Source organism: Roseomonas sp. F4 (genome assembly GCF_053891155.1).
On the sequence record NZ_JBSSHK010000004.1, the window covers coordinates 376,483 to 402,801 of the forward strand.

Below are 26,319 nucleotides of genomic sequence, written 5' to 3' on the forward strand. Positions count from 1 at the left end.
AAAGCGGAGTGCGGCGGACTCATAAAGCTGGCCCGCCGGCCACGCCAGCCCCGTTGCCTGTCACGTCCGGCGATTGTCACCCGGTCGCAGCCGCAGTCCAGGGCGCAGATTCGTGAAGGGCAGCGTCGCCGGATCGGCCACCACCGGCCCAGGCGCGGCGACCACCAGCACAGCCTCCGCGATCGGCTGAAAATCCGCGCGGAAATGCACGCTGGATTTCAACGCGAGAATGCGCTGTGCCGAGGGCTCGATGCCGACATGACGGAACAGCGCCTGATCATAGGCCTGCATCTTGCGCGACGTGACAATCACGCGAATGCCCGGCTGCGGGCTGATCAACGCCGTCGGTCCGAGATCGGCGACATTGCCGCCGGCCATCGGGCCAGTGCATACAAAATGCCCATCGGTCAGCATCAGCACGCGCGCGGAGACCGCCAGCGGCGCGCCATCGGATTTGCCGCCGAGGTTGAGCGTGACCACCTCCCCCTCCCCGGCCGCATGACAGGCGGCGGCGCTTTCGGCGTCGTTGATCAGCGCCAGCACCGCGCCTTCCGCCTTCTGGCGGATCAGCTCCGCGAGCAGCCCCGTGGTGTCGCCATGGCCGCCGCCGCCGGGATTGTCCTGTGTATCCGCGATCACCACCGGGCGATCCGACTTCATCGCCAATGCGATGGCCTTGGCGACGCCGGCATCAGCGTCATGGATATCCGGCGCGAAGGCGGATTCACGCGCGGCGAGATCGGCCAGCAAGGCCTCCGCCGCCGCATCGGCGCTGTCCTGATCGGCGGCGAAGGCGGCGAAGCCGGCGCCGCAATCGGGGAAGTCCGCATAGGGGAAGCCGAAGCACAGGCCGAGCTCTGCGACGCCCGTGCGTTCCGCGATCTCCGCCCGCGCGGCCATGGCATCGGCCATCGGTGGCACCAGGGTGCACTGGCCGGTGATGGGGATCAGGTAGTCGAGCTGCCGGAAGGCTTTCGCGAAGGGCCGGCCGAGCGCGATGCGGTCGAACAGCAATTGCATGGCGCGCGCGCCGGCCTCCTTCATGTCCACATGCGGATAGGTGCGGAAAGGCGCGAGCGCGTCGGCGTGCTGCACCATCGCCGCCGTCAAATTGCAATGCGGGTCGAGGCTGGCGGTGATCGGCACATCGGGGCCGAGGATGGCGCGGGCGCGCCGCAGCAGTTCACCTTCGGCATCGGGGAAATGCTCGGCGACCATGGCGCCGTGCAGGTCGAGATAGAGGCCATCCAGCGGGCCTTCATCCAGCGCCGCCTGAAGGTCATGGAAGATCAGCGCGGCGAGGCGCTCGAAGGCCTCGGCCGTGACGGGGCCAGCGGGATTGGCAAAGCCCCAGGAAAGTGGGGCGATGGTGACACCGGCTTCCTCCGCCACGCGGATCGCGCCGGCGGCGGGCACGGCGGAGGGGCGCAGCGTGTTCAGCAGCGTCGCCGGGCGTTGCACGCTGGGCCAGCCACCGGGCGCGAGAAAATCCGCCCAGCGCGTCGGGATCGGGGCGAAGGAATGACTTTCATGCAGGAAGCCGCCGATGGCGATGCGCATGTCTTGGGAAGCTCCGTGGACCGAGGCCAGGAACCTGCCAGCCCCGGCGCCGGGTGGGAAGGCGGCGCGGGCTGCGGCATGCTGCGCGGCGATTCGAGGAGAGAGCCGATGTCGGACGAAGCGCTGCGCCAACCCCTGCCGCCGCAGGCGCCCGCCCCGTTGCGCCAGGTGCCGGTGCCGGGCGGCAGCCTGGCCTGCTGGGACACGGGCGGCGACGGCCCGGCGGTGATCCTGCTGCATCCCGGCACCGGCAGCCATGCCGTCTGGGGCTACCAGCAGCCGGTGCTGGCCGCGGCGGGCTATCGCGTCATCGGCTATTCACGGCGCAGCCATATGGGCTCGCCCGCCACCGAGGACCCCGGCTGCGCGGCGGAGGATCTGGCGGCGGTGATGGATGCGCTGGGCGTGACGCGGGCGCATCTTCTGGGCTGCGCGGCGGGCGCCATCGTCGCCTGGGATTTCGCGCTGTCCTTCCCCGAACGCGTCGGGCGGATGGTGCTGGCCTGCACCCATATGGGGCTGGAGGATGCGGATTATGCGGCGCTGAGCGCCAGCCTGCGACCCAAGGGCTTTTCCGAGATGCCGGGGCATTTCCGCGAGGTGGGGCCGAGTTATCGGGCCGCGAACCCAGAGGGGACCGCCGCCTGGCTGGCGCTGGAACATGCGGCGATCCCGGGCAAGCGGCAGGAGCAGCGGCGGCTGAACCGGCTGGATGTGGCGGCGCTCGGGCGGCTGGCGATGCCGGTGCTGCTGATCGGCGGCGACGCCGATTTGTGGGCGCCGCCTTCGGTGTTCCGGATTTTCCACAGGGCGCTGCCGGGGAGCGAGCTGGTGATTCTTTCCGAATGCGGACATGCGGCGCAGTGGGAGCAGCCGCAGGCGTTCAATGCGGCTGTGCTGGAGTTTTTCGGGCGGGGATAGCGGCGGGCCCCCCACCCGGCCGCTGCGCGGCCACCCTCCCCCGCTCTTGCGGGGGAAGGTCGGGGTGGGGGCTCAGCCGCCCTACCCCTTCGCCACCCCTGCCGTCGCCAAAACCGCGTCCGCCACCACCAGCAGCCCCGCCTCCGCCCATTCCGGCGTGATGCTCTCCGCCTCATTGTGGCTGATGCCGCCATGGCAGGGGGTGAAGACCATCACGGTCGGCAAGCGCCGCGCGCAGTACACCGCGTCATGGCCGATGGCCGTCGGCATCTCCTGATGCGGAATCTTCCGCGCCATCGCGGAGTCCCGCAGCCGATCCACCAAAGGCGCCGCGAAGGGTGTGGCGGGCGAGATCCAGAAATCCTCCACGGCCACGGTCACACCACGCCGCGCACCGATCGCCGCGGCCTCCCCGCGTAGCGTGGCGGCTAGCGCCGCCAGCTTGTGCTCGTCGTCGTGCCGCGTATCCAGGCTGAACCAGACGCGGTCCGGCACCACGTTGCGGCTGTCCGGATGCACGGTCAGCCGGCCCACCGTGGCCCGCGCACCGGCGGCCAGCGCGGCATTCTCGATGGCCAGAATCATCTCGGCCGCGCCCATCATGGCGTCCCGCCGCCCGGCCATGACGCTGCCGCCATGCGCATTCTCGCCGGTGACGGTCACCTCGAACCAGTGCTGCGCCAGGGCATGGGTGACGATGCCGATATCGAGGCCCAGCTTTTCGAGCTGCGGCCCCTGTTCGATATGCACCTCGAAATAGGCTTCCAGCTCCTGCAAGGCCGCCGGATCGGAAGACCCCGCCCAGCCAATCCGCGAAAGTTCGTCGCCGAAGATGGCGCCGCTGCTGTCGGTCTTGGCCAGCACCTCGGCTTCCGGGAAGATTCCCATGGCGGCGCCGCTGCCCATCATGGGGGGCGAGAAGCGGGCGCCTTCCTCATTGCTCCAGTTGATGAGCATGACGGGCGCTTCCGTCTCGATCCCCGCCTCGTCCAGCGCGCGCAGAATTTCGAGGCCGACCAGCACGCCCAGCACGCCGTCGAACTTGCCGCCCGTGGGCTGCGTGTCGAGATGGCTGCCGATGGCCACCGGCTTGCGCGACGCATCGCGCCCCGGCCGGGTCAGCGCCATGTTGCCCACGCGGTCGAGCGCCAGCGTCGCGCCCGCGGCTTCCGCCTGGCGTTGCAGCAGCGCGCGGGCTTCGCCGTCCAGGTCGGTCAGCGTCTGCCGGTTGTTGCCGCCCTTCGCCGTGGCGCCAATGCGCGCAAATTCCATCAGGCTGTCCCAGAGGCGGGCGCCGGAGGGTTTGAAATTGCCGGTCATGCCGTAGCCTCCACGCCGCACCATTCGGCCATGGTGATGGCGATGGTCCTTGTGATGTCGTGCATGCTGTCCATGCCGACGCTTTCATCAATGCCGTGGATATCCTGCGCATCCGGACCAAAGCAGGCCACGGGCGTGTCCTGGTACAGGGTGAAGAACCGGCCATCCGTCAGCCCGGTCGCCGGATACTTGCGCAGCTCGTGGCCGGTGAGGTCCGCGAAATTCGTCATCGAGGCCTGCACGATCTCCGCCTGCATGTCGAAGACGCAGGGATCGGCCATGAACCCCTTGAACTCCAGCTTCACCTTGGCGCCCTTCAGCGCGCCGTCGCCGCGCGCAGCCTCGACAATGCGTTCGATGTCGCCGCGCACGCTGGCCGCCGTATTGCCCATCATCACGCCGACCCGCAGGCCGAGCGTGGCGCGGGTGGGCACGGAGGAATTCCATTCGCCGCCCGTGAAGGTGCCGAGGTTCACGTTCACCGGATGGTTCACGCCCCGGAAGCTGGGGTGGATCAGCTCGCCGCGGTTCATGTCGCGCTCATAGGCTTCGAAGCGGGTCCAGATGGACATCGCCGCCTCCACCGCATTCACCCCCGCCTGCTTGTCCCGCACATGCGCCGGGCGGCCCGTCACGGTGACCCAGGCCCAGACCACGCCGACTTCCGCGCTGTACATCGCCGGCAGGCCGGGGCCGGGTTCGGGGATGATGACGGCATCCGTCTTTGGCATGGCCAGCATGCAGGCCAGAGCGCCATTGCCGGTGCATTCCTCCTCGATCACCGACTGCATCTGCACCTCCGCCGCCGGTTGCAGTCCGGCAAGCTTCAGGGCGCGGAATGCGGTGACGTAGCTGAGGATGCCGGCCTTCATGTCGCCGGCGCCACGGCCATACATGCGGCCGCCCCGGATGTCCGGCGCATAGGGCGGCGTGGTCCACTCATCCTCGGCGCCTTCCGGCACCACATCGACATGGCCCTGCAAGGTCAGAGACCGCCCCTTCGCGGCGCGCGGCCGGTGGACGGCCACCACATTGTCGCGCCCCTCATAACCGATCAGCGGCGGGGAAAAGCCGGGATGGGCCGCCAGCACCGCCGGCTCAGTCGGCACCCGCCGCGAGGTCAGGCCCAGGCTTTCATAGACGCGTGCCATCTCGTTCAGCGCCGAGGCCTCGTTGCCGAGAGTGGAGGGGCAGCGCACCAGGCGCATCAACGCCTGCTCCCCCTCCCCGCGCAGCGAATCGCAGGCCTCCAGAATGGCGCGGCGGGCGCCCGGGTCGAGTTTCATAGGGACCTCAAGTGATAGTCGGCGGAGTCCACCCTCTTCCGGGGATCCTGTCCAGCAGTTGGCGCGTATAGGCATGCGAAGGCGCGCCAAAAACCTGCGCCGTCTCGCCCATTTCCACGATGGCTCCGCGCTGCATCACCGCGATGCGATCGCAGATCTGCGCCGCGACGCGCAGGTCATGCGTGATGAACAGCATGGTCAGGCCAAGGGTCCGGCGGATATCCGCGAGAAGTTCGAGGACCTGCGCCTGGACCGAAACATCCAGCGCCGAAACCGGCTCATCGGCGATTAGCAATTCGGGCTCCATGGCCAGTGCGCGGGCGATGCCGATGCGCTGCCGCTGCCCGCCACTGAATTCATGGGGGAAGCGGTCCATGGCGCCTGCATCCAGCTGCACCAGCCGAAGCAGGTCCCGCGCCCGATCCAGCGCCGCGACGCGCGGCGTGCCGTGGGTGATCGGCCCCTCTGCGATGATTTCGCCGACCTTGCGGCGCGGGTTCAGCGAGGCGAAAGGGTCCTGGAACACCATCTGGATGCGTTTTCTGAACGGCTTCCAGGCCTCGCGGGACAATGGGCGCAGGTCGCTGCCGTGGAACAGCATCTCGCCGGCCTCGGGCTTCACCAGATTCACCACGCAGCGCGCCAGCGTGGACTTGCCGCTGCCGGATTCCCCGACCAGGCCCAGCGTCTCCCCCTGGCGCAGCACGAAATCCGCATCATGCACGGCGCGCACCGCCACCTTGGGCGCGAACCAGCCGCCGCGGCTGTAGGTCTTGGTGATGCCGCGCGATTCCAGCACAGTGGCGCCACCGACTTCCGGCCGCGTTGTCGGCGTGCCATGCGGCACGGCGGCGATCAGCGACTGGGTGTAGCTGTGGCGCGGTCGGTTGAGAATCTCCGCCGCCGGCCCCTGTTCGACGATGCGGCCAAGCTGCATCACCGCAACGCGGTCCGCCACCTCCGCTACCACGCCGAAATCATGGGTGATGAACATCACGCCCATGCCACGGCGCGACTGGATCTCGCGGATCAGCCGCAGGATCTGCATCTGCGTGGTGACATCCAGCGCCGTGGTCGGCTCATCCGCGATCAGCAGCGCGGGTTCCAACGCCAGTGCCATGGCAATCATCACCCGCTGCCGCTGGCCGCCCGAGAGCCGGAACGGGTAGGCGCGGGCGAGCGAGGCCGGGTCCGGCAGGTTCACCGCCGCCAGCAATTCGGGCACGCGGTCCTTCGCCCGCGCGCCCTCGCCATGGACGGACAGCGCCTCCGCGATCTGGTCGCCGACGCGCATCAGGGGGTTCAGGGCCGTCATCGGCTCCTGGAAGATCATCGCCATGCGGCTGCCGCGCAGCGCCCGCAACTGCTCCGGCGTCTGCGCCGTCAACTCCGTTTCGCCGAGCCAGATGCGCCCGGCGCGGCGCGGCAGGCCGGGCGGCAACAACCCCATCACGGCATTGGCGGTGATGGATTTGCCGCTGCCCGATTCGCCCACAATGCACAGGATCTCCCTTGCATCGACATGCAGCGAGATATCCGTCACTGCATGCTCGCGGTCGCCACCCGGAGGCAGCGCGACGGTCAGGTTCTCGACCCGCAGCAGGCTCATGCCTTGGCCGTCCCGCGCTGGCGCGCGAGGCGCGGATTCATCGCATCCGACAGCCCCTCTCCCACCAGGTTCAGCGCCAGCACGGTGAGGAAGATGGCGATGCCGGGAAACACGCTCATCCACCAGGCGAGCCTAATAACGGAGCGGCCGGAGCCAATGAGGAACCCCCAGGTCATCAGGTTCGGATCACCCAGGCCGAGGAAGGACAGCGCCGATTCCAGCAGGATCGCATTCGCCACCATCAGGGAGGACAGCACGATGATCGGCGACAGCGCATTGGGCAGGATGTCCCCCAGCACGATGGAGATGCGGGACTTGCCCAGCACCTCCGCTGCCTGCACGAATTCCCGGCCGCGTAACGAGAGAAATTCCGCGCGCACCACCCGCGCGACGGGCGGCCAGGAAACGACCGCGATGGCGAAGACAACGGAGGAAATGGTGGGCGTGAAGATCGCGACCAGAAGGATCGCCAGCACGAAACTCGGGATGGTCTGGAAGAACTCGGTGAAGCGCATCACCACATCATCCGCGATGCCGCCGAGATAGCCCGCCACCGCGCCGAGCGAGACGCCGACCGCCAGCGCCACCACGGTGGAAACGGCGCCCACCATCAGCGAGATCCGCGCGCCATGCGCGATGCCGGCGGCGACATCCCGCCCCAGGCTGTCCGAACCCAGCAGCATGTCCATCTCGCCCGGTGGCATGAAGGGCGCGGCCACCATGTCCCAGGGCGAGTCGGGAAAAATCAGCGGCGCGCCCACGGCCATGGCCAGCACCAGCAGCAGGATCACCAGCCCCACCACCGCGCCCTTGTTGCGCGCATAGCGCCGCGCGAAGTCCCTCACCCGCTCACCTCCACGCGCGGATCGACGACCGCATAGAGCAAATCCGTCACCAGGTTGAACAGCACCACCATGACGGAGGTGGCGAGGAACACGCCCATCAGCACCGGATAGTCGCGCGCCAACAGCGCTTCAAAGGCCAGTCGTCCGATGCCTGGCCAGGCGAAGACCGTCTCCACCAGGATCGAGCCGCCGATGAGCTGCCCGGCCTGGATACCGGCGAAGGTGATGACCGGCAGCAGTGCGTTGCGCAGCACATGCCGGCGCACCACCTGCCCCTCCGGCACGCCCTTGGCGCGCGCCGTCTTGACAAAATCCTGGTCCGCCACTTCCAGCATCGTCGCACGCGTCAGCCGCGCATAGACCGCCATGTAGAACAGGCCCAGCGTCAGCGCCGGCAACAGCAGGTGCTTGCCGACATCCAGCACCCGGCCGAAGCCCGTAATATTAGCGCCCACCGTCATCATGCCGAAGCTCGGCAGCCATTCCAGCCAGACGGAGAAGAACAGCACCAGCATCAGCCCGACCCAGAAGATCGGCGTGGCGTAGAAGGTCAGCGCCAGCACGGTGATCAGGCTGTCCGCCCAGCGCCCGACGCGGCCTGCCGCCAGCGCGCCCAGCGTCACGCCGAGCCCGACGGCGAAGACGAAGGCCGCACCGGTCAGCAGCAGCGTTGCCGGCAGGCGTTCCAGGATCAGCGTGGCGACGCCCATCTGCTGCCGGTGACTGAATCCGAGGTCGAGCGTCAGCACGCCCTTCACATAGATCCACAGCTGCACCAGCAGCGGCCGGTCCAGCCCGAACTGTTCGCGGAGCTGCGCGATGAATCGCTCATCCGCCGCGCCCGACTGCCCCGCGATCACGCTCGCCGGATCACCGGGCGCGGCGTGGATCAGGAAGAAATTACAGACGACGATCGCCAGCACGACGATCGCCGCCTTCACCACCCGCCGCAGCAGGAAACCAGGCAGCAGCGAGGGGTCCACGCGATCAGGCCGTCAGGAACACGTCGTCGTAGCTGGCATGCACCCCGGTGCCGAGCTTCACGGGGTTCTGCACCTTCTTGTCGTGGATGGTCGGGAAGGCCATTTCCATCAGCCAGATCTGCGGCACCTCCTCCACCAGGATTTTCTGCACGTCGCTGAAGGCGACGCGCCTCTCCTCGGCCGTCTGCGCATCCCGCGCCGTGGCGAACAGCGCATCGACGCGCGGATTGGAGTAGCCGCCGGTATTCGTGAAAGTCACCTTCTGGATGTTGGAGGAGACATAGGTGCGCTCCACGCCCAGGGTCGGATCACCGAACTGGTAGACGAAGTTGATCGAGGTTTCGTATTCCCAGGCCCCGATGCGCCGCGCCCAGGACCCGGCATCGGTGCTCTCCAGCTCCAAGTTGATGCCGACCTGGCGCAGCGACTGGCGCAGATATTCGGACAGTCGCGTCCAGATCTCGCCATAGGGCAGGACCAGATGCTTGATGGTGGTGCGAACGCCCTGGGCATTGGGGCGCAGCCCGGCGGCATCCAGAAGCTGGGCCGCGGCGCGGGGGTCGAAGCCCGGCAGCTTCACATTGGCATCGTGGAACTTCGTCGTGCTGGCCACGGGATTCGTCGCCGGCTTGCCGACGCCGAACCACAGGCGCTGGGCGATGAAGTCGCGATTGATGGCGCGGGAGATCGCCTGCCGCACCCGCACATCCGCCAGCGCCGGCACGCGGTGGTTGGTCTCGATCCAGGAAACCGGGGAGAAGTATTCCCAGCCATCCGTCCGCACCTCCAGATTGGGGCGGGCGCGCATCGCCGGCACGTCGAAGGGCTCGATATCGCCGGCGGCGGTCATCATCACCTGGCCGGTTTCAAGGGCGAGGCGGCGGGACTGACTGTCCGGCACGATGCGGTAGATGATCGCATCCAGATAGGGCTGGCCGGGCTTCCAATACTCCTCGAAGCGCTCCAGCCGGATGAAGTTGCCGCGCTGCCATTCGGCGAATTTGAAGGGCCCTGTGCCGACGGGGCGCTGCACCGCTGGGGCCGTGCGGAAATCCTGGCCGTCGAACAGGTGCTTCGGCACGATGGCGCAGGCGGTGACATCGAACATCAGCAGGAAGGGTTCGAAGGGCGCCTTCAGCGTCAGCGCGACGGTATGCGCATCCGGTGCCTCCGCCTTGTCGATGCGGCTGAAGATGGCACGGGCGCGAGGCGCCACCTCCATGTGGAATTTCGTGATGGAGAAGATCACGTCATCGGCCGTCATCGGCCGACCGTCGTGGAACTTCACATTCTGACGCAGCTTGAAGGTGTAGGTCAGCTTGTCGTCGGACAGCGACCAGCTTTCCGCCAGTTCCGGCATCGGCTCCAGCGTCGGGCTGAACTTGATCAGCCCCTGGAAGATCTTGCTCGCCGCGATCAGGGTCGGGCCCTGGTTGTTGACACCGATCTGCAGCACCGGCGGCTCCGGCTGCAGGATGGTGGTCAGCGTGCCGCCGCGACGCGGGGCGATACCTTGGGCGCGGGCCTCCGCCACGCGCATCAGGACAGGTGCGGCTGCGGTCGCGGCCATCAGGCCGCGGCGGGTCATGCTCATTTGCGAAAGCCCCCTTGATCGTGCGGGAACGCTAGACCCCGCCGGGGCGCATGGACAAGGCGGCATTCGCGCCTCTACCGTCCTCGCCATGAAGACCTTCGCCGATCCTGCCCAGGAATTGCACAAGCCCCGCTTCTTCCTTCAGCGCGGCGAGGTCCGCGCGAATTACGAGGTGCCGGGCCGTGCCGCTTCCCTGCTTGCCGGGCTGATGCGCCTCGGCCTGGCGCCTGCCACGCCGCCGCCCGCCCCGCGCGCGGCGCTGGAGGCGGTGCACCCCGCCGCCTATCTCGATTTTCTCCGGGATGCCCACGCCGAATGGCGCCAGTTGCCCGGCGCGGGGGCGGAGGTCGTGGCGAATATCCACCCCAGCCCCGAAATGCTGGCCCAGGGCGCGCCGGTGCCGACGGGGCTCATCGGCAAGGTCGGCTGGTACACGGCGGATACCAGTTGCCCGATCGGCGACGGCACCTGGCAGGCCTCGATCGGCGCCGCCGCCTGCGCGCTGGCCGCCGCGCGGGAAGCCAGCGCCGGCCGCAGCGCCTATGCGCTGTGCCGCCCGCCCGGCCACCATACCTACGCCGCGCGCGCCGGTGGCCATTGCTACCTGAACAACGCCGCCATCGCGGTGGAGGCCTTGCGCCGCAACGGCGCCGCCCGCGTCGCGGTGCTGGACATCGACAGCCACCACGGCAACGGCACACAGGGCATCTTTTGGGACCGTGCCGATGTGCTGACCGTCTCCGTGCATGGCGACCCGTCCGGCTATTACCCCTGGTATGTTGGCCATGCGGGAGAGCGAGGCGGCGGCACGGGTATCGGCTGCAACCTCAACATACCGCTGGCCCAGGGCAGCGGCGATGCAGCTTGGCTCGCCGCCATCGGCACCGGCCTGACCGCCATCGGCAATTTCGGCGCCGATGCCTTGGTGGTCTCGCTCGGCTTCGATGCGAGCGAGCACGAGCCGCTGAATTTTCTCTCCGTCACCGCCGATGGCTTTGCCGAAGCCGGACGGATGATCGCGGGCGCGCGGCTGCCTGCCGCCATCATCCAGGAAGGTGGCTACAACGTCGATCTGCTCGGCGCTTTATTGGAACGCTTTCTGACCGGCTGGGGCGGTTGATTTAGGCCCGAAAACAATCAACCCTGGATGCGTGAGTTCCATCGCCCGCATCCAGACCTTCGCCTTCGCCGGCATTGAGGCTGTCCCCGTCGAAGTCCAGGTGCAGATCGCGCCAGGCCTGCCCGCCTTCCTGGTGGTCGGCCTGCCCGACAAGGCGGTGGGCGAATCCCGTGAAAGGGTACGCGCGGCGCTGACCGCCATTGGCCTGTCGCTGCCGCCCAAACGGGTTCTGGTGAACATGGCGCCCGCCGACCTGGCGAAGGAGGGCAGCCATTTCGACCTGCCCATCGCCATCGCCGTGCTCGCCGCCATGGATGTGCTGCCGCGCGACGAGCTGCATGATTTCGCCGCGCTCGGCGAACTCGGGCTCGATGGTGCTCTGGCGCCGGTGGCCGGCGTGCTGCCCGCCGCCATGGCGGCCTCGGCGCGAGAGCTGGGGCTGGTCTGCCCGGCGCAGCAGGGGCCGGAGGCCGCCTGGGCCGGGCGCATCCAGGTGCTGGCACCGCCCGACCTGCCGTCCCTCATCAACCATTTTCGGGGCAGCCAAACCCTGGCTCAGCCGGTGCCGCCGGTGCTGGAGGATGCGCCCTGGGCCGGCCCCTGCCTGAGCCAGGTGCGCGGCCAGGAAAGCGCCAAGCGGGCGCTGGAGATCGCGGCCGCCGGCAACCACAATCTGCTGATGGTCGGACCGCCCGGCTCCGGCAAATCCATGCTCGCCGCGCGCCTGCCCGGGTTGTTGCCGGATCTGACGCCGGCCGAGGCGCTAGAGATTTCGCTGGTCCATTCTGTGGCCGGCATGCTGGTGGAAGGCCGGCTGTTGAAGCGCCCGCCCTTCCGCGACCCGCACCATTCGGCCTCCGTCCCGTCCCTCGTCGGCGGCGGCCATCGCGCGCGGCCGGGTGAGATTTCGCTGGCCCATCTCGGCGTGCTGTTCCTGGATGAATGGCCGGAATTTCCCCGCGCGGCGCTGGAAGCGCTGCGCCAGCCGATGGAAACGGGGCGCACCACCATCAGCCGCGCCAATGCCCATGTGACCTATCCGGCGCGCTTCCAATGCGTCGCCGCCATGAACCCCTGCCGCTGCGGCTATCTCGGCGAGCCGTCCCGCGAATGCGCCCGCGCGCCGGGCTGCGGCCAGGACTACCAGCAGCGCCTGTCCGGGCCGCTGCTGGACCGCATGGACGTGACCATCGAGGTGCAGCCGATCTCTCCCGCCGAGCTCACCCGCGCCCCGCCCGGCGAGCGCACCGAGCTGGTGGCCGCCCGCGTCGCCGCCGCCCGGGACCGCCAGCGCGCCCGCCAGGGCCAGACCGCCGCCCGCTGCAATGCGGAGGCGGAGTGGGAGGCGCTGCAACCCTTGGCGGAGGCGGAGGCGCTCAGCCTGCTGGAAACCGCCGCCACCCGCCTGCGCCTGTCCACCCGCGGCCAGGTGCGCAGCCTGCGCGTGGCACGCACCATCGCGGACCTGGCCGGCGCCGCCCAGGTCGGCCGCGCCCATGTGGCGGAGGCGCTGGCCTTCCGGCACCGGATGCCGGGGCGGGGCGGATAGGGCCGCCTACCCCTTCGGCAGGCCCACGCCCGGCGCGGGTCCGGGCACGGGCCGCGGCCCAGGTGCCGGCCCGGTCGGGTCCAGCCCGCCGCTGGGCGGGGCCGGGCGTGCCGTGGGGTCCAGCCCACCACCTGGCGGCGCGGGGCGTGCCGTGGGGTCCATGTCGAAGCCGCTGCCATTGCGCTGGCGCATCTCTGTCACGCAGGCGGTCATATGCGGCAAGCTGGCCTGGGTGCCGCGCAGGCCGACGCCCCAGTTGACGCCGCTGGCGAAGCGAATCTCCGCCGAACTGGCCTGGGCGAAATCCACGATGAAGCCACGCATGGCCCGAGGCTCGGCGGTGATCAGTCCGGCCGCGCCGCCCAGATTGTTGCGGTCATTGAAATTCCCGAAGGTGAAGGTCACCGGATAGGCGCGCCCGCCCACCGCCACCGCCGCCTGCTGCCCCCGCAACCGGTCGAGCCGCATGTTCGGCGCGCTGATGAACAGATGCAGTCCCTGGCTGTTCAGCATGAAGGAGACAATGCGGCCGGAGCTTTGAAAGCGGGTGTCCCAGGAACACCAGGCGCGGTCGCCCTGGTTCTGGAACAGCTTCACCGTCCATTGGCCGCTGGACCGGCGCCAGATCTCATTGGCCTCCGCCGCCGGAGCTACGCCCAGTCCCAGCGCCAAGCCGACAAGCCATCCACGCAGCCGCATGCCGCCCTCTCCTCCATCCCGTTCCTGAGACGGTAAGGCGATCCTGACCCGCCTGTCATCCGCCCGCCATGCCGCCGCGCCGTCCCTGAAATGCGCCCACCGGGCTTGCCCTGGCGCCCCGCCTCCCCCAATCCGGGGGGCAATCCGGGAGAGGGCCAGGCCATGAAGATCATCCGCGACCTTGCCGCCCTGCGCGCCAGCAGCGCGGAATCGCGCCAGAATGGCCGCAGGCTGGCGCTGGTGCCGACCATGGGCGCGCTGCATGCGGGCCATCTGGCGCTGGTCGCCGCGGCGCGACAGGCGGCGCAGACGGTGGCGGTTTCCATCTTCGTCAACCCGCTGCAATTCCTCGCGAGTGAGGACCTCAGCCGCTATCCGCGCGACGAGGAGGGGGACCTCGCCAAGCTCTCCGCCGGTGGCTGCGACATCGTCTGGATGCCCGATGTGGCCACCATGTACCCGGAGGGTGCCGCAACCACGGTGGAGGTCGCGGGCCCCGCGGAAGGCTATGAGGGCCACGCCCGCCCCGGCCATTTCCGCGGCGTCGCGACGGTCTGCACCAAGCTGTTCAGCCAGACCGGCGCCGATCTGGCGGTGTTCGGGGAGAAGGACTGGCAGCAATTGCAGGTGGTGCGCCGCTTCGTCGCCGACCTCGACCTGCCCATCCAGATCCAGGCCCATGCGACGGTGCGGGAGGCGGATGGGCTGGCCATGTCCTCCCGCAATGTGCGCCTCAGCGCGCAGGAACGCGCGGTGGCGCCGACGCTGCCGCGGGTGATGCAATCCGTGCTGGGCGCGATCCGGGGCGGCGCGCCGCTGGCCTCGACGCTGGAACACGGGATGGCGACGCTGCGGGACGCCGGATTCGCGCCGGACTATCTCGACCTGGTGCAGCCGGAGACGCTGCGCCCCTGGCAATCCGGCCCCGGCCGGCTGCTGGCTGCGGCGAAGCTCGGCGATGTGCGGTTGCTCGACAATATGGCGCTGTAGCCTCACCCCGCCCGCAGCGCATCGGTGATGCGGCGTACCCGCCCCGCCGCATCCACCAGCAGCACATCGAAGCGCACACCCTCCCCGCCCTCGCCCGGATTGGCCGCCATCCAGGCCCCCGCCGCCGCCATCAGCCGGGCTTGCTGGCGCGGGCCGAGGGCGAAGGCGGCGTCGCCCAGCGTGGCGCGGGCTTTCACCTCGACGAAAACCAGCAACCCGCCGCGCGCCACCACCAGGTCGATCTCGCCCGCGCCGGTGCGGGCACGGCGGGCGAGAGTCACAAAACCTTCCGCCGCCAGCGCCGCCTCCGCCCGCGATTCCGCATGCCGGCCGCGCGCTTCAGAAGCGCGGCGCGTGGCGGTGGCATCCTGCATGGCCTAGGCTCGGTTCAGGCTGATGGTGGACTCCATGCGCATCCTGCTGCTCCTTCTTCTCGTCCCCGGCCTGGCCTTCGCCCAGCCGGCCCAGCGCCACATGGTCGCCACCGCCAGCCCGCCGGCCAGCGAGGCCGCCCGGCAGGTGCTGCGCGATGGCGGCAGCGCGCTGGATGCGGCGATTGCCGCGGCGATCATGATGACACTGACGGAGCCGCAGGCCAGCGGCATCGGCGGCGGCGCCCTGATGCTGCATTATGACGGGGAGGCGCAGGAGATCGAGGCCTGGGACGGCCGCGAAACCGCGCCCGCCGGCGCCACGCCAGGTCTGTTCCTGAACCCCGATGGCAGTCCGATGCGCTTCGCCGCCGCCATGGAAGGCGGCCGCAGCGTCGGCGTACCCGGTCTGCTGCGCATGCTGGAGGCCGCGCATCGCGAACATGGCCGCCTGCCCTGGGCAAGGCTGGTAGCGCCCACCATCGCGCTTGCCGAGGCGGGCTTCGCCATTCCCGCCCGCATGGCCGCCGCCATCGCTGGCAATGCCGAATCGCTGCGCCGCGACCCGGGCGCGCGGGCCTATTTCTTCGCCGCCGACGGCACCCCCCTTCCCGCCGGCCATCGGCTGCGCAATCCGGAACTGGCCGATACGCTGAGACGGGTCGCCGAGCAGGGCGCGGTGGCGCTGCATGAAGGTCCGGTGGCGGAGGCGATCGCCGCCGCCGTGCGGGGCCATGCCAATCCCGGCAGCATGACCACCGCCGACCTGGCCGGCTACGCGCCGCAGCGCCGCGCGCCGCTCTGCACCCCCTATCGCATCTGGCGCATCTGCGGCTTTGGCCCGCCGAGTTCGGGCGGCGCCGCCGTGGCGCAGATCCTCGGCGTGCTGGAGCATTTCGACCTGCCGGCCCTGGCCCCGGACAGCGCCGATGCGGCGCATCTGCTGGCGGAGGCCGGGCGCCTCGCCTTCGCCGACCGCAACCTGTACCTCGCCGATGCCGATTTCGTCCGCGTGCCGCTGCACGGGCTGGTGGAGGCGCCCTACCTCACGCTGCGCGCGCAGCTGCTGGACCGCGACCGCGCCTTGCCCGAACCCCGCCCCGGCAATCCCCGCTGGCGCCAGGCCGGGCTGGCGCCGCAGCCGACGGAGCAGGAGGCCGGCACGACCCATATCTCGGTCATCGACGGCTTTGGCGATGCCGTCTCCATGACCTCCACCGTCGAGGCGGTGATGGCCAGCCGGGTCTTCGTGCGTGGCTTCCTGCTGAACAATGAGCTGACGGATTTCAGCTTCCTGCCGGAGGTCGGTGGCCGCCCCGTCGCCAACCGGGTGGAGCCGGGCAAGCGGCCGCGCTCCTCCATGTCGCCGACCATCGTGCTAGATGCCGATGGGCGGCCGCTGCTGCTGCTGGGCTCGGCCGGCGGGGCTCGCATCATCGGCCATGTGGCGCAATCACTGATTGCGATGCTGGACTGGAACCTGGAGCCGGCCGAAGCGCTGTCCCTGCCACGTATCGGCGTCACCGGCACAGGGCCGGTGGAGTTGGAGGCGGGCACGCCGGCCGCTGCATTGGCGCCGGCACTCGAAGCCCGCGGGCATCGGGTCGATATGCGTGAGATGAATTCCGGCCTGACCGCCATCCGCGTGACGCCACGCGGTATCCTCGGCGCGGCCGATCCACGGCGCGAGGGCGTGGCCCTCGGCGATTGAAGGAGTTTCCACCATGCGCCGCCTGCTCGCCTGCCTGCTGCTGCTGGCCGCCACCCCCGCTTTCGCCGAGGAAACGCGGGAGATCGGCCATGTGAACACCGCCATCACCAATCTCGGCCTGACCCGCAGCCACCGCGTGGTGGTGGAGCGTTTCACCGATCCGGAGGTGCGCGGCGTGTCCTGCTACATCAGCCAGGCCCGCACCGGCGGCCTGTCCGGCATGCTCGGCGTGGCCGAGGACCCGGCCCGCTTCGCCCTGAACTGCACCGCCACCGGCCCCGTGGAAGTGCAGCCCGGCGCCCGCCGTGGGGAGCGTGGCGAGGTGGTGTTTGAAAGTAGCACCAGCCTGTTCTTCAAGGAAACCCGCGTGCATCGCTTCATCGATGAGGAGCGGAACGCGGTGGTCTACCTCGCCTGGTCGACCCGGCTGATCGACGGCTCGCCCTACAATGCGGTGGCGGCCGTGCCGGTGAGGTAAGACCAGCAGGCGGGACAGGGCGCTATACCAGCACCAAGTTCCCGCCTTCTACCTGTGCCTTGGCTACCCCGGATGCGGGGTAGCAGGGTCCGGTCAGGCGCTGCGGACCTCCTCGAGGAAGCGCTCCACCTGCACCCGCAGCGTCTTCGCCACGCCATCCACCTCCTGCACCGCCGTGAAGACGGTATCGGCGGCGACGCCGGTCATCTGGCTGTCATTGGCCACCAGGCCGATGGTGCCCGTCACCTCCTGCGTGCTGGTTGCGGCGAGCTGGACGCTGCGGGCGATTTCCTGAGTCGCGGCGCTCTGCTGTTCCACCGCGGCGGCGATGGCGGTCGCCGAGCCGTCGATGCCCATGATGCCCTGGGCGATGGATCGCGTGGCCTGGACGGCCGCCTGGGTCGCGGTGCCGATCTCCTGCACCAGCGTCGCGATGCCATCCGTGGCCTTCGCCGTCTCCACCGCCAGGTTCTTCACCTCGGAGGCGACCACCGCGAAGCCCTTGCCGGCCTCGCCCGCCCGCGCCGCCTCGATCGTCGCATTGAGCGCGAGGAGGTTGGTCTGCCCGGCGATGCGGCGGATCAGCCCCACCACCTCGCCGATCCGGGACGCCGCGCTGGCGAGGTTCTGCACCACCCCCTCCGTCCGCTCGGCCTCGGCACTCACCTGCCGCGCTTCCTGGGCCGAGCCCTGCACCCGGGCGGTGATCTCGCGGATCGAGGCGCCGAGCTGCTCCGTCGCGGCGGCCACCGTGTTCACGCTGTCCATTGCGATCTCGGCGCTGCTGGAGGCGCTGGTTGCCTGCTGCCCGCTGCGCCCGGCCTGCTCCCGCATCTGGCCCGCCGCCCCCTGCAGCCGCGCGCCGGCGCCGCCGAGATCCTGCAGCGCGCCGGCCACGCCGGCCTCGAAGCCGCGGCAGAGCGTCGCGACGCTTTCGGCCCGCTCCAGCTGCGCCTTCTGCTGGGTGGCGCGCTCGGCGCGCAACGCCTCTGCCCTGGCGGCGCCTTCGCGCAGCGCCTCCAGCGCCTCGGCCATGCTGCGCAGCTCATCCGGCTGGCGCGGCATCGGCACAGGGGTGGCGAGATCGCCGGCGACGAGCCGGCCGACGGCGAGGTTGAGCGCACCCACCGGCCGCGCCAGGCGGCGCAGCAGCACCACGCTCGCGACCAGGCTCAGCGCCAGGGTCAGGGCCAGGATGGCGGCGGCGACGACCAGGCTTCGCCAGGCGGCGTCCTCCTGCGCCTCGGCGTTCTCGAGCGCCGAATCCAGGGCGGCGGTGCCGATCGCGATGATCGAGGCGAAGGGCGCGTTGCATTGCCTCGTCCAATCGGCGGCGGGCATCACCGGCCGGTTGCTGCCGTCAAGGCGGGTCACGGCGTCGCGGATCGCGGCATTGGCCTGGTCCACCTGGCCCGAGGCCGTCCCAAACGCCTGGCGCAACGCCGGGTTGGCGCCCTCGCGGGCGAGAAGACCCTCCAATGTCTCGCGGCCCGAGGTCGCGATCTGCGAAATCCGCGCCCAATCCACCTGGGCCTGCACATCCAGGGGGCGGGAGGTGGCGATGAAGGGTCGCAGCAGGGAGCATTGCTGCCCGAAGCCGGACCGCAGCTCCCAGGCCTGCTGGCGCACCGCGACCAGTTCCGCGGCCAGCGGGCTGGTCATCCGCATCCGGGCGCTGACCACCTGGCTGAGATCGCTGACAGCATCGCCCACATCGCGCTGCGCCTGGGACAGCGCGGCCAGCGTCCGCACATCGCGCTCGCCCCTCGGCCGGGTGTAAAGCGCCTCCAGTGCCGGCATCTGCGGGGGCACCTTCGCCAGCGCATCCTGCAGGGCACGGAGCGGGGCGGCCAGCGTGGGGTCCCCCTGCCGGGCCACCGCCTCCAGCGTCTGGCGCGTGGTGGCATCGATCTCGCGGAACATCGCATCGATGCGGGGCTTCGGGTTGTCCTCCGTCAGGATCGCCGTCTGAATGAAGGCGGTCGGGCTGCGCTGGGCCTGGGCCAGGGCGAAGAGCAGGCGATCCAGTTCGGCGACCCCACGGGAATCCCGGGCGTTTGCCAGGCCTGACAGGCTCTGTTGCAGCTGGACCCCCGCCATGGCGAGAAGTGCCAGCAGCGGCACGGCGAACAGAAGGCCCAGAAGTTTGACGACCGAACGGCGCATGGCATTCACGGGCGGAAGTCCTTGAGAGTCATTTGCAATGACTTATCCCCGAAGCCGATTAATCGGACGGTAATGGCCGGCCCCACGGGCCCGCCGCCCCCCGGGGGGGTTGCATCACGCCCCCCGCCTCCTTAATCGCCGCGCTGTGTATTCCGGGGGGTGCCGGCATTGACCGCATTGATTGAGATCGAGCGGCTGACCAAACGCTTCGGGGCCTTCACGGCCGTGGATGACGTGACGTTTTCCGTCGCCAAGGGCGAGGTTCTGGGCTTTCTCGGCCCGAACGGCGCCGGCAAGTCGACCACCATGCGCATGCTGGCGGGCTTCATGACACCAACCTCCGGCACCGCCCGCATCTGCGGGGAGGATGTGGTGGACCGGCCCGTGCCGGCGAAGCGGCATCTCGGCTTCCTGCCGGAAGGCGCGCCGACCTATCCCGAGATGACCGTCACCGGCTTTTTGCAGTTCTGCGGTCGCGCCCGTGGCTTCCATGGGTCCGCCCTCGGTGACCGGGTGGCGCATGCCATGTCCCTGACCCAGCTCGAAGGCGTCCGCCTTCAGCCGGTGGAGACGCTGTCGAAAGGCTTCAAGCGCCGCGTTGGGCTGGCGGCGGCGCTGCTGCACGACCCCGCCGTGCTGGTGCTGGACGAGCCGACGGACGGCCTGGACCCGAACCAGAAGCACGAGGTCCGCAACCTGATCCTGTCCATGGCGCCGACCAAGGCCATCGTCATCTCCACCCATATCCTGGAGGAAGTGGCCGCCGTCTGCACCCGCGCCGTGGTGATCGCGCGCGGCCGCGTGGTGGCGGATGCGACGCCGGCGGAGCTTGCCGCGAAGGGACCGACCATGGATGCCGTCTTCCGCGCCTTGACCCTTCCCGCCGAAGCGGAGGCCGCGTGATGGGTGGCCTTGTCACCGTCTTCCGCCGCGAGCTGGCGGGCTATTTCGCCACGCCCGTCGCCTATGTCTTCATCGTCATCTTCCTGGTGATGGCCGGCGCGCTGACCTTCACGCTGGGCAATTTCTTCGCCCGCGGTCAGGCGGATTTGCAGCCCTTCTTCACCTTCGTGCCCTGGCTGTTCCTGTTCCTGGTGCCGGCTCTGACCATGCGGCTCTGGGCCGAGGAACGCCGGCTCGGCACCATCGAATTGCTGCTGACCCTGCCGCTGGCGCAGTGGGAAGCGGTGGTCGGCAAGTTCCTCGCCGCCTGGGCCTTCTGCGGCATCGCCTTGGTCCTGACCTTCCCGCTGGTCATCACGGTGAACCTGCTGGGCAATCCGGATAATGGCGTGATCCTGACCGGCTATCTCGGCTGCATGATGGTGGCCGGCGCCTTCCTGGCCGTGGGCGCGGCGATTTCCGCGCTGACGAAGAACCAGGTCATCGCCTTCGTGCTCGCGGTTGCCGCCTGCTTCTTCCTGACCGCCGCCGGCAGCCCGGTGGTGACGGAGTTCCTGTCGCAGCGCGTGCCGCAGCTCGCCGATATCGCGCGCGGCATCAGCATCACCGAACGCCTCGGCGGCTTCACCCGTGGCGTGATCTCGGCGCGGGATGTCGTGTTCTTCGCCTCCTTCATGGCCTTCTTCCTCTTCGCGAACACCATCGCGATCGACCAGCGGAAGGCGGACTGAGCCTCATGAGCACCACCACTTCTCCCGCTCCTGCGAAGGCCCAGGGCAAGCGCGGCCTCTCCGCGCTTCTGGCGCTGGCACTCGCCGCCGTGCTGATGGTCGGCGTGAACATGCTGGCCGACCGGCTGCTGTCCCGCGCCCGCATCGATCTGACGCAGAACCGCCTCTACACGCTCTCCGACGGTACCCGTCAGGTGTTGCAAGGTCTGACCGACCCGGTGACCTTCCGCGTCTTCTATTCGCGCCGCCTCGGCGCCGCGATCCCGCTCTACGGCGCCTATGCCGAGCGGGTGCGGGCGATGCTGGAGGAATATGCGGCCGTCTCCGCCGGCAAGGTGCGCCTCGAATTCTTCGACCCGGAACCCTTCTCGGAGACCGAGGACCGCGCCATGGCGCTCGGCATCCAGGGCGTGCCGGTCGACCAGTCCGGCGAGCAGGTCTATTTCGGCCTGGCCGGCGTGAACCTGCTGGATGACGAGCGGACCATTCCCTTCTTCCAGCCGGATCGCGAGCGTTTCCTCGAATACGATCTGACCCGCATGGTCTGGGAGCTTTCGAACCCGACGCGGCCCGTGCTCGGCGTCATCTCCTCCCTGCCGCTGAATGGCGACCCGCGGGCGATGATGATGCGCCAGCCGGGCGTGGGTCAGCCCTTCGTGGTGATGAACCAGATCCGCAACTTCTACACGGTGCGCGACATCGCCATCGACGCGCAGGTGATCGCGCCGGATGTGCAGGTGCTGCTGGTGGCCCATGCGCAAGGGCTGTCGGACGCCACGCTCTATGCCATCGACCAGTTCGTCATGCGCGGCGGGCGGCTGATCGCGCTGACCGACCCGCATAGCGAAAGCCAGGCCTCCCGCCCCTCCCCGGGCCAGCGGCCAGCTACCGATACTTCCTCCTCCCTGTCGCGCCTGCTGAATGCCTGGGGCGTCGAGGCGCCGTCGGACAAGGTGGTGCTCGATCTGCGCGGCGCCTGGCGCGTGCGCGCTGATCCGCGTGACCGGGTGCAGGCGGTGGACTACCTCGCCTGGTACAATGTGCCGACCGATGGCCTGAACCGCACGGAGGTCGCGACCGCCGAGCTCCAGCAGGTGACCGTCGCCTCCGCCGGCGAGGTGCGCCGGCGCGAGGGTGCCACGGTGGAATTCACCCCGCTGGTCACCAGCAGCACGCGCTCCATGCTGGTGGATGCGGCCGCGGTGCGAACCGATCCGAGCCCGACGCGCCTGCTCTCCGACTTCCGCCCGGACGACACCAGCCGCACCATCGTGGCGCGGCTGCGTGGCCCGCTGACCAGCGCCTTCGAGGCGCCGCCGGCACCGCCCGAGGGCGCCGAGCGACCGGCGGATTTCCCGGCACATCGCCCGCGCACGGAAGGCCCCGCCAACCTCATCGTGGGCAATGACGCCGACATCCTGGAGGACCGCTTCTGGGTCCGCACCCAGGACTTCTTCGGCCAGCAGGTGGCGACCCCGATCAGCGACAACGGGTCCTTCCTGATCAACCTCGCCGACAGCATGGCGGGTGGTGAGGCGTTGGTTTCGCTGCGCTCCCGCGGTGAATCGCTACGCCCCTTCGCCTTGGTGGATGACATCCGCCGCGATGCGGAGGCGCAGTTCCGCCAGACCGAGCGCGGGCTGACCGAACGCCTGGAAGCCACCGAGCGCCGCCTGCGCGAATTGCGCCAGGGCCCCGGCCAGGGCCAGCCCGCGGCCAATACCGTCATCACCCCGGAACAGCGCGCCGAAATCGACGCGGCCCGCGCCGAGATCGTCCGCACCCGTGGCCAGCTTCGCCAGGTGCAGCTGGAACTGCGGCGGGATATCGAGCGGCTGGAGACCTGGCTGCGGCTGGCCAATATCGCCTTGGTGCCGGCGCTGTTGACGCTGTTCGCCATCGGCCTCGGCATCATGCGCAGCCGTCGTCGCGCGGGAGCGCGCGCATGACCCGGCGCGGCCTTCTTCTGCTGGGCGGTGCGGCGGCGGTGGCCGTTGGCGGCGCCATCCTGCTGACACCGGATCAGGCGACGCCGCCCTCCCCCTCCAGCAGCGATCTGGCCTTTCCGGGCCTGGCGCAGCGGCTGGCCCAGGCGGCTGCCATCGAGGTGAAGCGCCATGACGGCACCTTGCAGGTCCGCCGCGCCGCGCCGGATGTCTGGGTACTGCCAGCCAAGGCGGATTATCCGGTGCGGCCCGAACGGGTGCGCGAATTGCTGGTGGGGCTCACCGAGCTGCGCCTGACCGAACCCCGCACCGCCAATCCCGAGATGCTCGACCGTCTCGGCCTGGATGATCCGACGCGGGAGGGGGCGACCTCCTCCCTGCTGCGCATCCTGGACGCCCAGGGCGCCGCGATCGCGGAGCTGGTGGTTGGCCGGCGCCGCGTCCGCACCCAGGGCAATGTGCCGGAATCCGTCTATGTCCGCCGGCCCAATGAGAGCCAGGCCTGGCTCGCCGAGGGTCGGCTGCCGTTGGATGGCGATCCGAATCTCTGGATCGACCGCGACCTGGCGAATATCCCGCGCGACCGCGTGCGCGGCGTGACGGTGAACCGCCAGGGGGAGGCGCCGCTGATCCTGCGCCGTGGCGCCGATACCGACGCGCCGCTGGCGGTGCTGGAGCCCACCACCACGCCGGAGCTGGACGAGATCAGCCTGGATGAGGTCGCGCGCGGCTTCGAGTTTCTGACGTTTCTCGATGTCCGCAAGGCGGCCGAGATCCCCGGCGAACGGATCGGCGAAGGTCGCTTCGAACTGACCGACAACCTCCGCATCACCGTCACCATGAACAAGGATGGCGAGACGCTGTGGGGGATGCTGGCGGCGGAGGGCGATGAGGAAGCGGCGCGGCTGAACGCCCGCTGGCGGGGCTGGGCCTATCAGCTCGGCCAGTGGAAGGAGAAGTCCTTCGTGCCGCGGCTGGAGGACCTGCGAAAGCAGGAGGCCAGCGCCCCGGCCGCGACCGCGCCGGAGGCTCCGGCCGTGACCACGCCGAGCGAGACACCGGACGCGCCACCCCCCGCCGCACCCCAGTGACGGCGAATCCGCGCGAATACCCGACCCGCCCCTGGGTCGGGATCGGCGTGGTGCTGCTGCGAGGTGAGGAGGTGCTGCTGATCCGTCGTGGCCGGCCGCCGCGCATCGGCGAATGGTCCCTGCCCGGCGGCGGCCAGCGCCTGGGCGAAACGGCCGAAGCCTGCGCCCGCCGCGAGTTGCTGGAGGAGACGGGGGTCGAGGCCGGCCCCCTCACCCTGCTCGCCGTGGTCGATGCCATCACCCCCGGCGGGGCCGGATGCGGCCCGCGCTTCCACTACACCATCATCGACTATGCCGGCGCCTGGACCAGCGGCAGTGCGAGGCCCGGCGGCGATGTGACGGAGGTGGCCTGGGCGCCGCTGGACGGGCTGACACCCTTTGGACTGTGGCCGGAGGCGCTGCGCGTGATCGCCCTCGCCCGGTCCCGCCGATAGAGCGTTGTCACCGCCACTGTCGCGATTGTGCAGTGGCGGTGCCGCCGCTGATGCGCCAGTTTGACCATGGATGCGGACCGCCCTGAACACTGACCGCCCCACCGGCTGGCGCCCTGCCCGGCGCGGCTTCGCCCTGCTCTGGGCTGCGGCGGTGCTCCTGCCGGCCCTGGGCGTGCTCGGAACCGGCCTGACCTCCTGGCGGGAGGTGGAGCGGGAGGCGCATGACCGGCTCCACCGCAACACCGACATGCTGCACCAGCACGCGCTGCGCGCCTTCGCGACGCAGGAGGCGATCCTGGCCGCCCTGGCCCGCGCCACCGCCTATCGGGACTGGGATTCGCTGCGCCAGGACGCCGCCCTGCACGGTCTGATGGCGGAAATGACGGCGGCCGGCCAGCCGTTGATCCGCGCCGTGGCGCTGGCCGATGACACGAACCGCGTCGTCGCCGCCTCCTATGAATTTCCGGCACGCCCCATCGATCTGAGCGACCGGGCCTATATCCGGGCGCTGAGCCAGGGGGCCGGACAGACGGTGGGCGAGCTGGCGGAAGCCCGGCCAATGGGCGGCCGCGCCTTCGGCATCGCCCGCAGCGCCCCGCCGCGGCCCGATGGGGCGCCGGGCACGCTGATCGCCTCCTTCAACCCGGGGCCGCTGGAGGCCTTCTATGCCTCGGTCGCGGAGGCGCCGCGCGATGTGGTGGCCCTGGTGAGGCTGGATGGTGCCACGCTGGCCCGCCACCCGCCGCTGCCGGCCGATGCCGATCCGGGGCCCAGCCCCGTCGCCGAGGCGCGGCTGGCGGAGGCCCTGTCCCGCCCCCGTGGCGTGGCGCCGCTGCCGTCCGAATCACGCTTCGATCCGGTCAACCGCCTGTTCGTCGCCCGGCAGGTCGGTCAGTGGCCCGTGGCGGTGCTCTACGGCCTCGACCGTGGCGCGCTGGCGGCGACCTGGCGACAGCGCATGGTGGGGCCACTGGTCAGCGGGGTGGGTGCGGCCATCCTTCTGCTGTTGCTCACCGGCGTCGCGGCGCGCGGCGCGCGGCAGGAACGCAAGGCGGCGGAGCGCCGCATGCAGGCGGAGGCGCAGCTGGCCAGCGCCAATCGCGCGGCCGCCATCGGCCTGCTGGCGGCGGGGCTGGCGCATGATGTGAAGAACCTGGTCCAGGCCGTGCGCAGCGGCGCCCGGCTGATGGACCAGCGCGCCGGCGACCCTGTGGAAGTGCGGCGCTGCGCCGGCCTGCTGGGCGATGCGGCGGAGCGTGGCCGCAAGCTGGTGGATGCGATGCTGGCCTTCGCCCGCGGGGGCGAGGCGCCAGAGACGACGCAGCTCGACCTGGCGCCGGCGTTGCGGGAGCTGGTGGAACTGCTGAACCGCACCCTCGGCAGCGGCTGGCGCGTGGCCGCCGAGCTGCCCGCGGACCTGCCGCCGGCGCGTGGCGACCGGGCGGGATTCGAGGCGGCGGTGGTGAACCTCGCCGCCAACGCCCGGGATGCGATGCCGCGCGGCGGCGTTGTGACCATCGCCGCGCGGGTGGAGGAGGTGACGGAGGAAGGGCCGCTGCGGCCCGGCCGCTATGTGGTGACCGCCGTCAGCGACACCGGCGCGGGCATGGATGCGGAGACATTGGCCCGCATCGGCGAGCCCTTCTTCACCACCAAGCCCGCGGGCATCGGCACCGGGCTTGGCCTCGCGACCGTGCGCGGTTTCTGTGAGGCGGCGGGCGGGCTGCTGCGGATCGACAGCGAGCTGGGCCGTGGCACCACGGCCGCGATGTGGCTGCCGGTGGCGGCGTAAAGCGCTACCGCCGCCGCGCGAAACCCGCCAGCAGCAGCAGCACGCCGAGCCCCGCTGGCACGACCCAGACCGGCCAGAGCAGCACCGGCAGGATCACCCAGTCCCACAATTCCGGCAGGACACGACGCTGCACCCCGGCCTGGAAGGTATTCAGGAATTCCGGCCATATCCGAAAAATCGCGGCGCCCAGCGGCGTGTCGGCGCCGAACCACAGCCCCAG

The 26,319-nt window shown here is 70.1% G+C and carries 23 protein-coding genes; 12 read left to right on the forward strand and 11 right to left on the reverse strand.

Annotation, left to right across the window (positions count from 1 at the left end):
* Positions 1–60 precede the first annotated feature (60 nt).
* Positions 61–1,560: a M81 family metallopeptidase gene (locus ACVFYP_RS18250; RefSeq protein ID WP_499201628.1), complete on the reverse strand. Its 1,500-nt coding sequence runs from the start codon at positions 1,558–1,560 to the stop codon at positions 61–63.
* Between ACVFYP_RS18250 and ACVFYP_RS18255 the strand changes: the two genes are divergently transcribed.
* Complete coding sequence (locus ACVFYP_RS18255) at positions 1,531–2,481, forward strand: alpha/beta fold hydrolase (protein WP_499201629.1); 951 nt, start codon at positions 1,531–1,533, stop codon at positions 2,479–2,481. The two genes, ACVFYP_RS18250 and ACVFYP_RS18255, sit on opposite strands and share 30 nt — an antisense overlap.
* 81 nt (positions 2,482–2,562) lie before the next feature.
* On the opposite strand, the gene ACVFYP_RS18260 is transcribed toward ACVFYP_RS18255, so the two are convergent.
* Genes ACVFYP_RS18260 through ACVFYP_RS18285 form a run of 6 tightly spaced genes read right to left on the reverse strand, consistent with a single transcriptional unit; the run spans position 2,563 to position 10,118 of the window.
* Positions 2,563–3,801, reverse strand: a complete 1,239-nt coding sequence (locus ACVFYP_RS18260) for a Zn-dependent hydrolase (protein ID WP_499201630.1) — start codon at positions 3,799–3,801, stop codon at positions 2,563–2,565.
* Positions 3,798–5,087: an ArgE/DapE family deacylase gene (locus ACVFYP_RS18265; RefSeq protein WP_499201631.1), complete on the reverse strand. Its 1,290-nt coding sequence runs from the start codon at positions 5,085–5,087 to the stop codon at positions 3,798–3,800. The genes ACVFYP_RS18260 and ACVFYP_RS18265 overlap by 4 nt, the downstream gene beginning before the upstream one ends.
* A gap of 7 nt (positions 5,088–5,094) precedes the next feature.
* Positions 5,095–6,696, reverse strand: a complete 1,602-nt coding sequence (locus tag ACVFYP_RS18270; protein ID WP_499201632.1) for an ABC transporter ATP-binding protein — start codon at positions 6,694–6,696, stop codon at positions 5,095–5,097.
* Positions 6,693–7,541 carry an ABC transporter permease gene (locus ACVFYP_RS18275; RefSeq protein ID WP_499201633.1) on the reverse strand — a complete coding sequence of 283 codons (849 nt, stop codon included), beginning with the start codon at positions 7,539–7,541 and terminating at the stop codon, positions 6,693–6,695. The genes ACVFYP_RS18270 and ACVFYP_RS18275 overlap by 4 nt, the downstream gene beginning before the upstream one ends.
* Positions 7,538–8,524 carry an ABC transporter permease gene (locus tag ACVFYP_RS18280; RefSeq protein ID WP_499201634.1) on the reverse strand — a complete coding sequence of 329 codons (987 nt, stop codon included), beginning with the start codon at positions 8,522–8,524 and terminating at the stop codon, positions 7,538–7,540. Before ACVFYP_RS18280 ends, ACVFYP_RS18275 begins: the two co-directional genes overlap by 4 nt.
* A 4-nt stretch (positions 8,525–8,528) precedes the next feature.
* Positions 8,529–10,118 carry an ABC transporter substrate-binding protein gene (locus ACVFYP_RS18285; protein WP_499201635.1) on the reverse strand — a complete coding sequence of 530 codons (1,590 nt, stop codon included), beginning with the start codon at positions 10,116–10,118 and terminating at the stop codon, positions 8,529–8,531.
* A gap of 88 nt (positions 10,119–10,206) precedes the next feature.
* Here ACVFYP_RS18285 and ACVFYP_RS18290 point away from each other — a divergent pair, with 88 nt between their 5' ends.
* Together ACVFYP_RS18290 and ACVFYP_RS18295 are read left to right on the forward strand one after the other, a co-directional pair.
* Complete coding sequence (locus ACVFYP_RS18290) at positions 10,207–11,238, forward strand: histone deacetylase family protein (RefSeq protein ID WP_499201636.1); 1,032 nt, start codon at positions 10,207–10,209, stop codon at positions 11,236–11,238.
* 31 nt (positions 11,239–11,269) lie between these two features.
* A complete protein-coding gene (locus ACVFYP_RS18295) occupies positions 11,270–12,787 on the forward strand; it encodes a YifB family Mg chelatase-like AAA ATPase (RefSeq protein ID WP_499201637.1) in 1,518 nt (505 codons plus the stop codon).
* Positions 12,788–12,793: 6 nt separating this feature from the next.
* Here ACVFYP_RS18295 and ACVFYP_RS18300 read toward each other — a convergent pair whose 3' ends face one another.
* Positions 12,794–13,486, reverse strand: a complete 693-nt coding sequence (locus tag ACVFYP_RS18300; RefSeq protein ID WP_499201638.1) for a hypothetical protein — start codon at positions 13,484–13,486, stop codon at positions 12,794–12,796.
* 162 nt (positions 13,487–13,648) lie between these two features.
* Here ACVFYP_RS18300 and panC point away from each other — a divergent pair, with 162 nt between their 5' ends.
* Entirely contained in the window at positions 13,649–14,476 is an 828-nt protein-coding gene (gene panC / locus ACVFYP_RS18305; protein ID WP_499201639.1) for a pantoate--beta-alanine ligase, read from the forward strand.
* Between the two features lie 2 nt (positions 14,477–14,478).
* Here the strand turns inward: panC and ACVFYP_RS18310 are convergent, their stop codons facing one another.
* Positions 14,479–14,850 carry a YraN family protein gene (locus ACVFYP_RS18310; protein ID WP_499201640.1) on the reverse strand — a complete coding sequence of 124 codons (372 nt, stop codon included), beginning with the start codon at positions 14,848–14,850 and terminating at the stop codon, positions 14,479–14,481.
* Between the two features lie 34 nt (positions 14,851–14,884).
* Between ACVFYP_RS18310 and ggt the strand changes: the two genes are divergently transcribed.
* Both ggt and ACVFYP_RS18320 read left to right on the forward strand, forming a co-directional pair.
* Positions 14,885–16,558 (forward strand): gamma-glutamyltransferase, encoded by a 1,674-nt coding sequence (gene ggt / locus ACVFYP_RS18315; protein ID WP_499201641.1) that lies wholly within the window; start codon positions 14,885–14,887, stop codon positions 16,556–16,558.
* A gap of 13 nt (positions 16,559–16,571) precedes the next feature.
* Positions 16,572–17,036: a CreA family protein gene (locus tag ACVFYP_RS18320; protein ID WP_499201642.1), complete on the forward strand. Its 465-nt coding sequence runs from the start codon at positions 16,572–16,574 to the stop codon at positions 17,034–17,036.
* A gap of 93 nt (positions 17,037–17,129) precedes the next feature.
* On the opposite strand, the gene ACVFYP_RS18325 is transcribed toward ACVFYP_RS18320, so the two are convergent.
* Positions 17,130–19,202 carry a methyl-accepting chemotaxis protein gene (locus ACVFYP_RS18325; RefSeq protein WP_499201926.1) on the reverse strand — a complete coding sequence of 691 codons (2,073 nt, stop codon included), beginning with the start codon at positions 19,200–19,202 and terminating at the stop codon, positions 17,130–17,132.
* 168 nt (positions 19,203–19,370) lie between these two features.
* On the opposite strand from ACVFYP_RS18325, the gene ACVFYP_RS18330 reads away from it, so the two are divergent.
* The 6 genes from ACVFYP_RS18330 to ACVFYP_RS18355 all read left to right on the forward strand — a co-directional run bounded on the left by ACVFYP_RS18330 (position 19,371) and on the right by ACVFYP_RS18355 (position 26,099).
* Complete coding sequence (locus ACVFYP_RS18330) at positions 19,371–20,105, forward strand: ABC transporter ATP-binding protein (RefSeq protein WP_499201643.1); 735 nt, start codon at positions 19,371–19,373, stop codon at positions 20,103–20,105.
* Complete coding sequence (locus ACVFYP_RS18335) at positions 20,105–20,836, forward strand: ABC transporter permease subunit (protein ID WP_499201644.1); 732 nt, start codon at positions 20,105–20,107, stop codon at positions 20,834–20,836. The genes ACVFYP_RS18330 and ACVFYP_RS18335 overlap by 1 nt, the downstream gene beginning before the upstream one ends.
* A 5-nt stretch (positions 20,837–20,841) precedes the next feature.
* A complete protein-coding gene (locus tag ACVFYP_RS18340; RefSeq protein WP_499201645.1) occupies positions 20,842–22,785 on the forward strand; it encodes a GldG family protein in 1,944 nt (647 codons plus the stop codon).
* Entirely contained in the window at positions 22,782–23,873 is a 1,092-nt protein-coding gene (locus ACVFYP_RS18345) for a DUF4340 domain-containing protein (protein ID WP_499201646.1), read from the forward strand. Before ACVFYP_RS18340 ends, ACVFYP_RS18345 begins: the two co-directional genes overlap by 4 nt.
* Positions 23,870–24,307 carry an NUDIX hydrolase gene (locus tag ACVFYP_RS18350; RefSeq protein ID WP_499201647.1) on the forward strand — a complete coding sequence of 146 codons (438 nt, stop codon included), beginning with the start codon at positions 23,870–23,872 and terminating at the stop codon, positions 24,305–24,307. The genes ACVFYP_RS18345 and ACVFYP_RS18350 overlap by 4 nt, the downstream gene beginning before the upstream one ends.
* Before the next feature lie 70 nt (positions 24,308–24,377).
* Positions 24,378–26,099, forward strand: coding sequence for an ATP-binding protein (locus ACVFYP_RS18355; RefSeq protein ID WP_499201648.1), 1,722 nt, complete (start codon positions 24,378–24,380; stop codon positions 26,097–26,099).
* A gap of 4 nt (positions 26,100–26,103) precedes the next feature.
* On the opposite strand, the gene ACVFYP_RS18360 is transcribed toward ACVFYP_RS18355, so the two are convergent.
* Positions 26,104–26,232, reverse strand: a complete 129-nt coding sequence (locus tag ACVFYP_RS18360; RefSeq protein ID WP_499201649.1) for a hypothetical protein — start codon at positions 26,230–26,232, stop codon at positions 26,104–26,106.
* Positions 26,233–26,319: the final 87 nt, after the last annotated feature.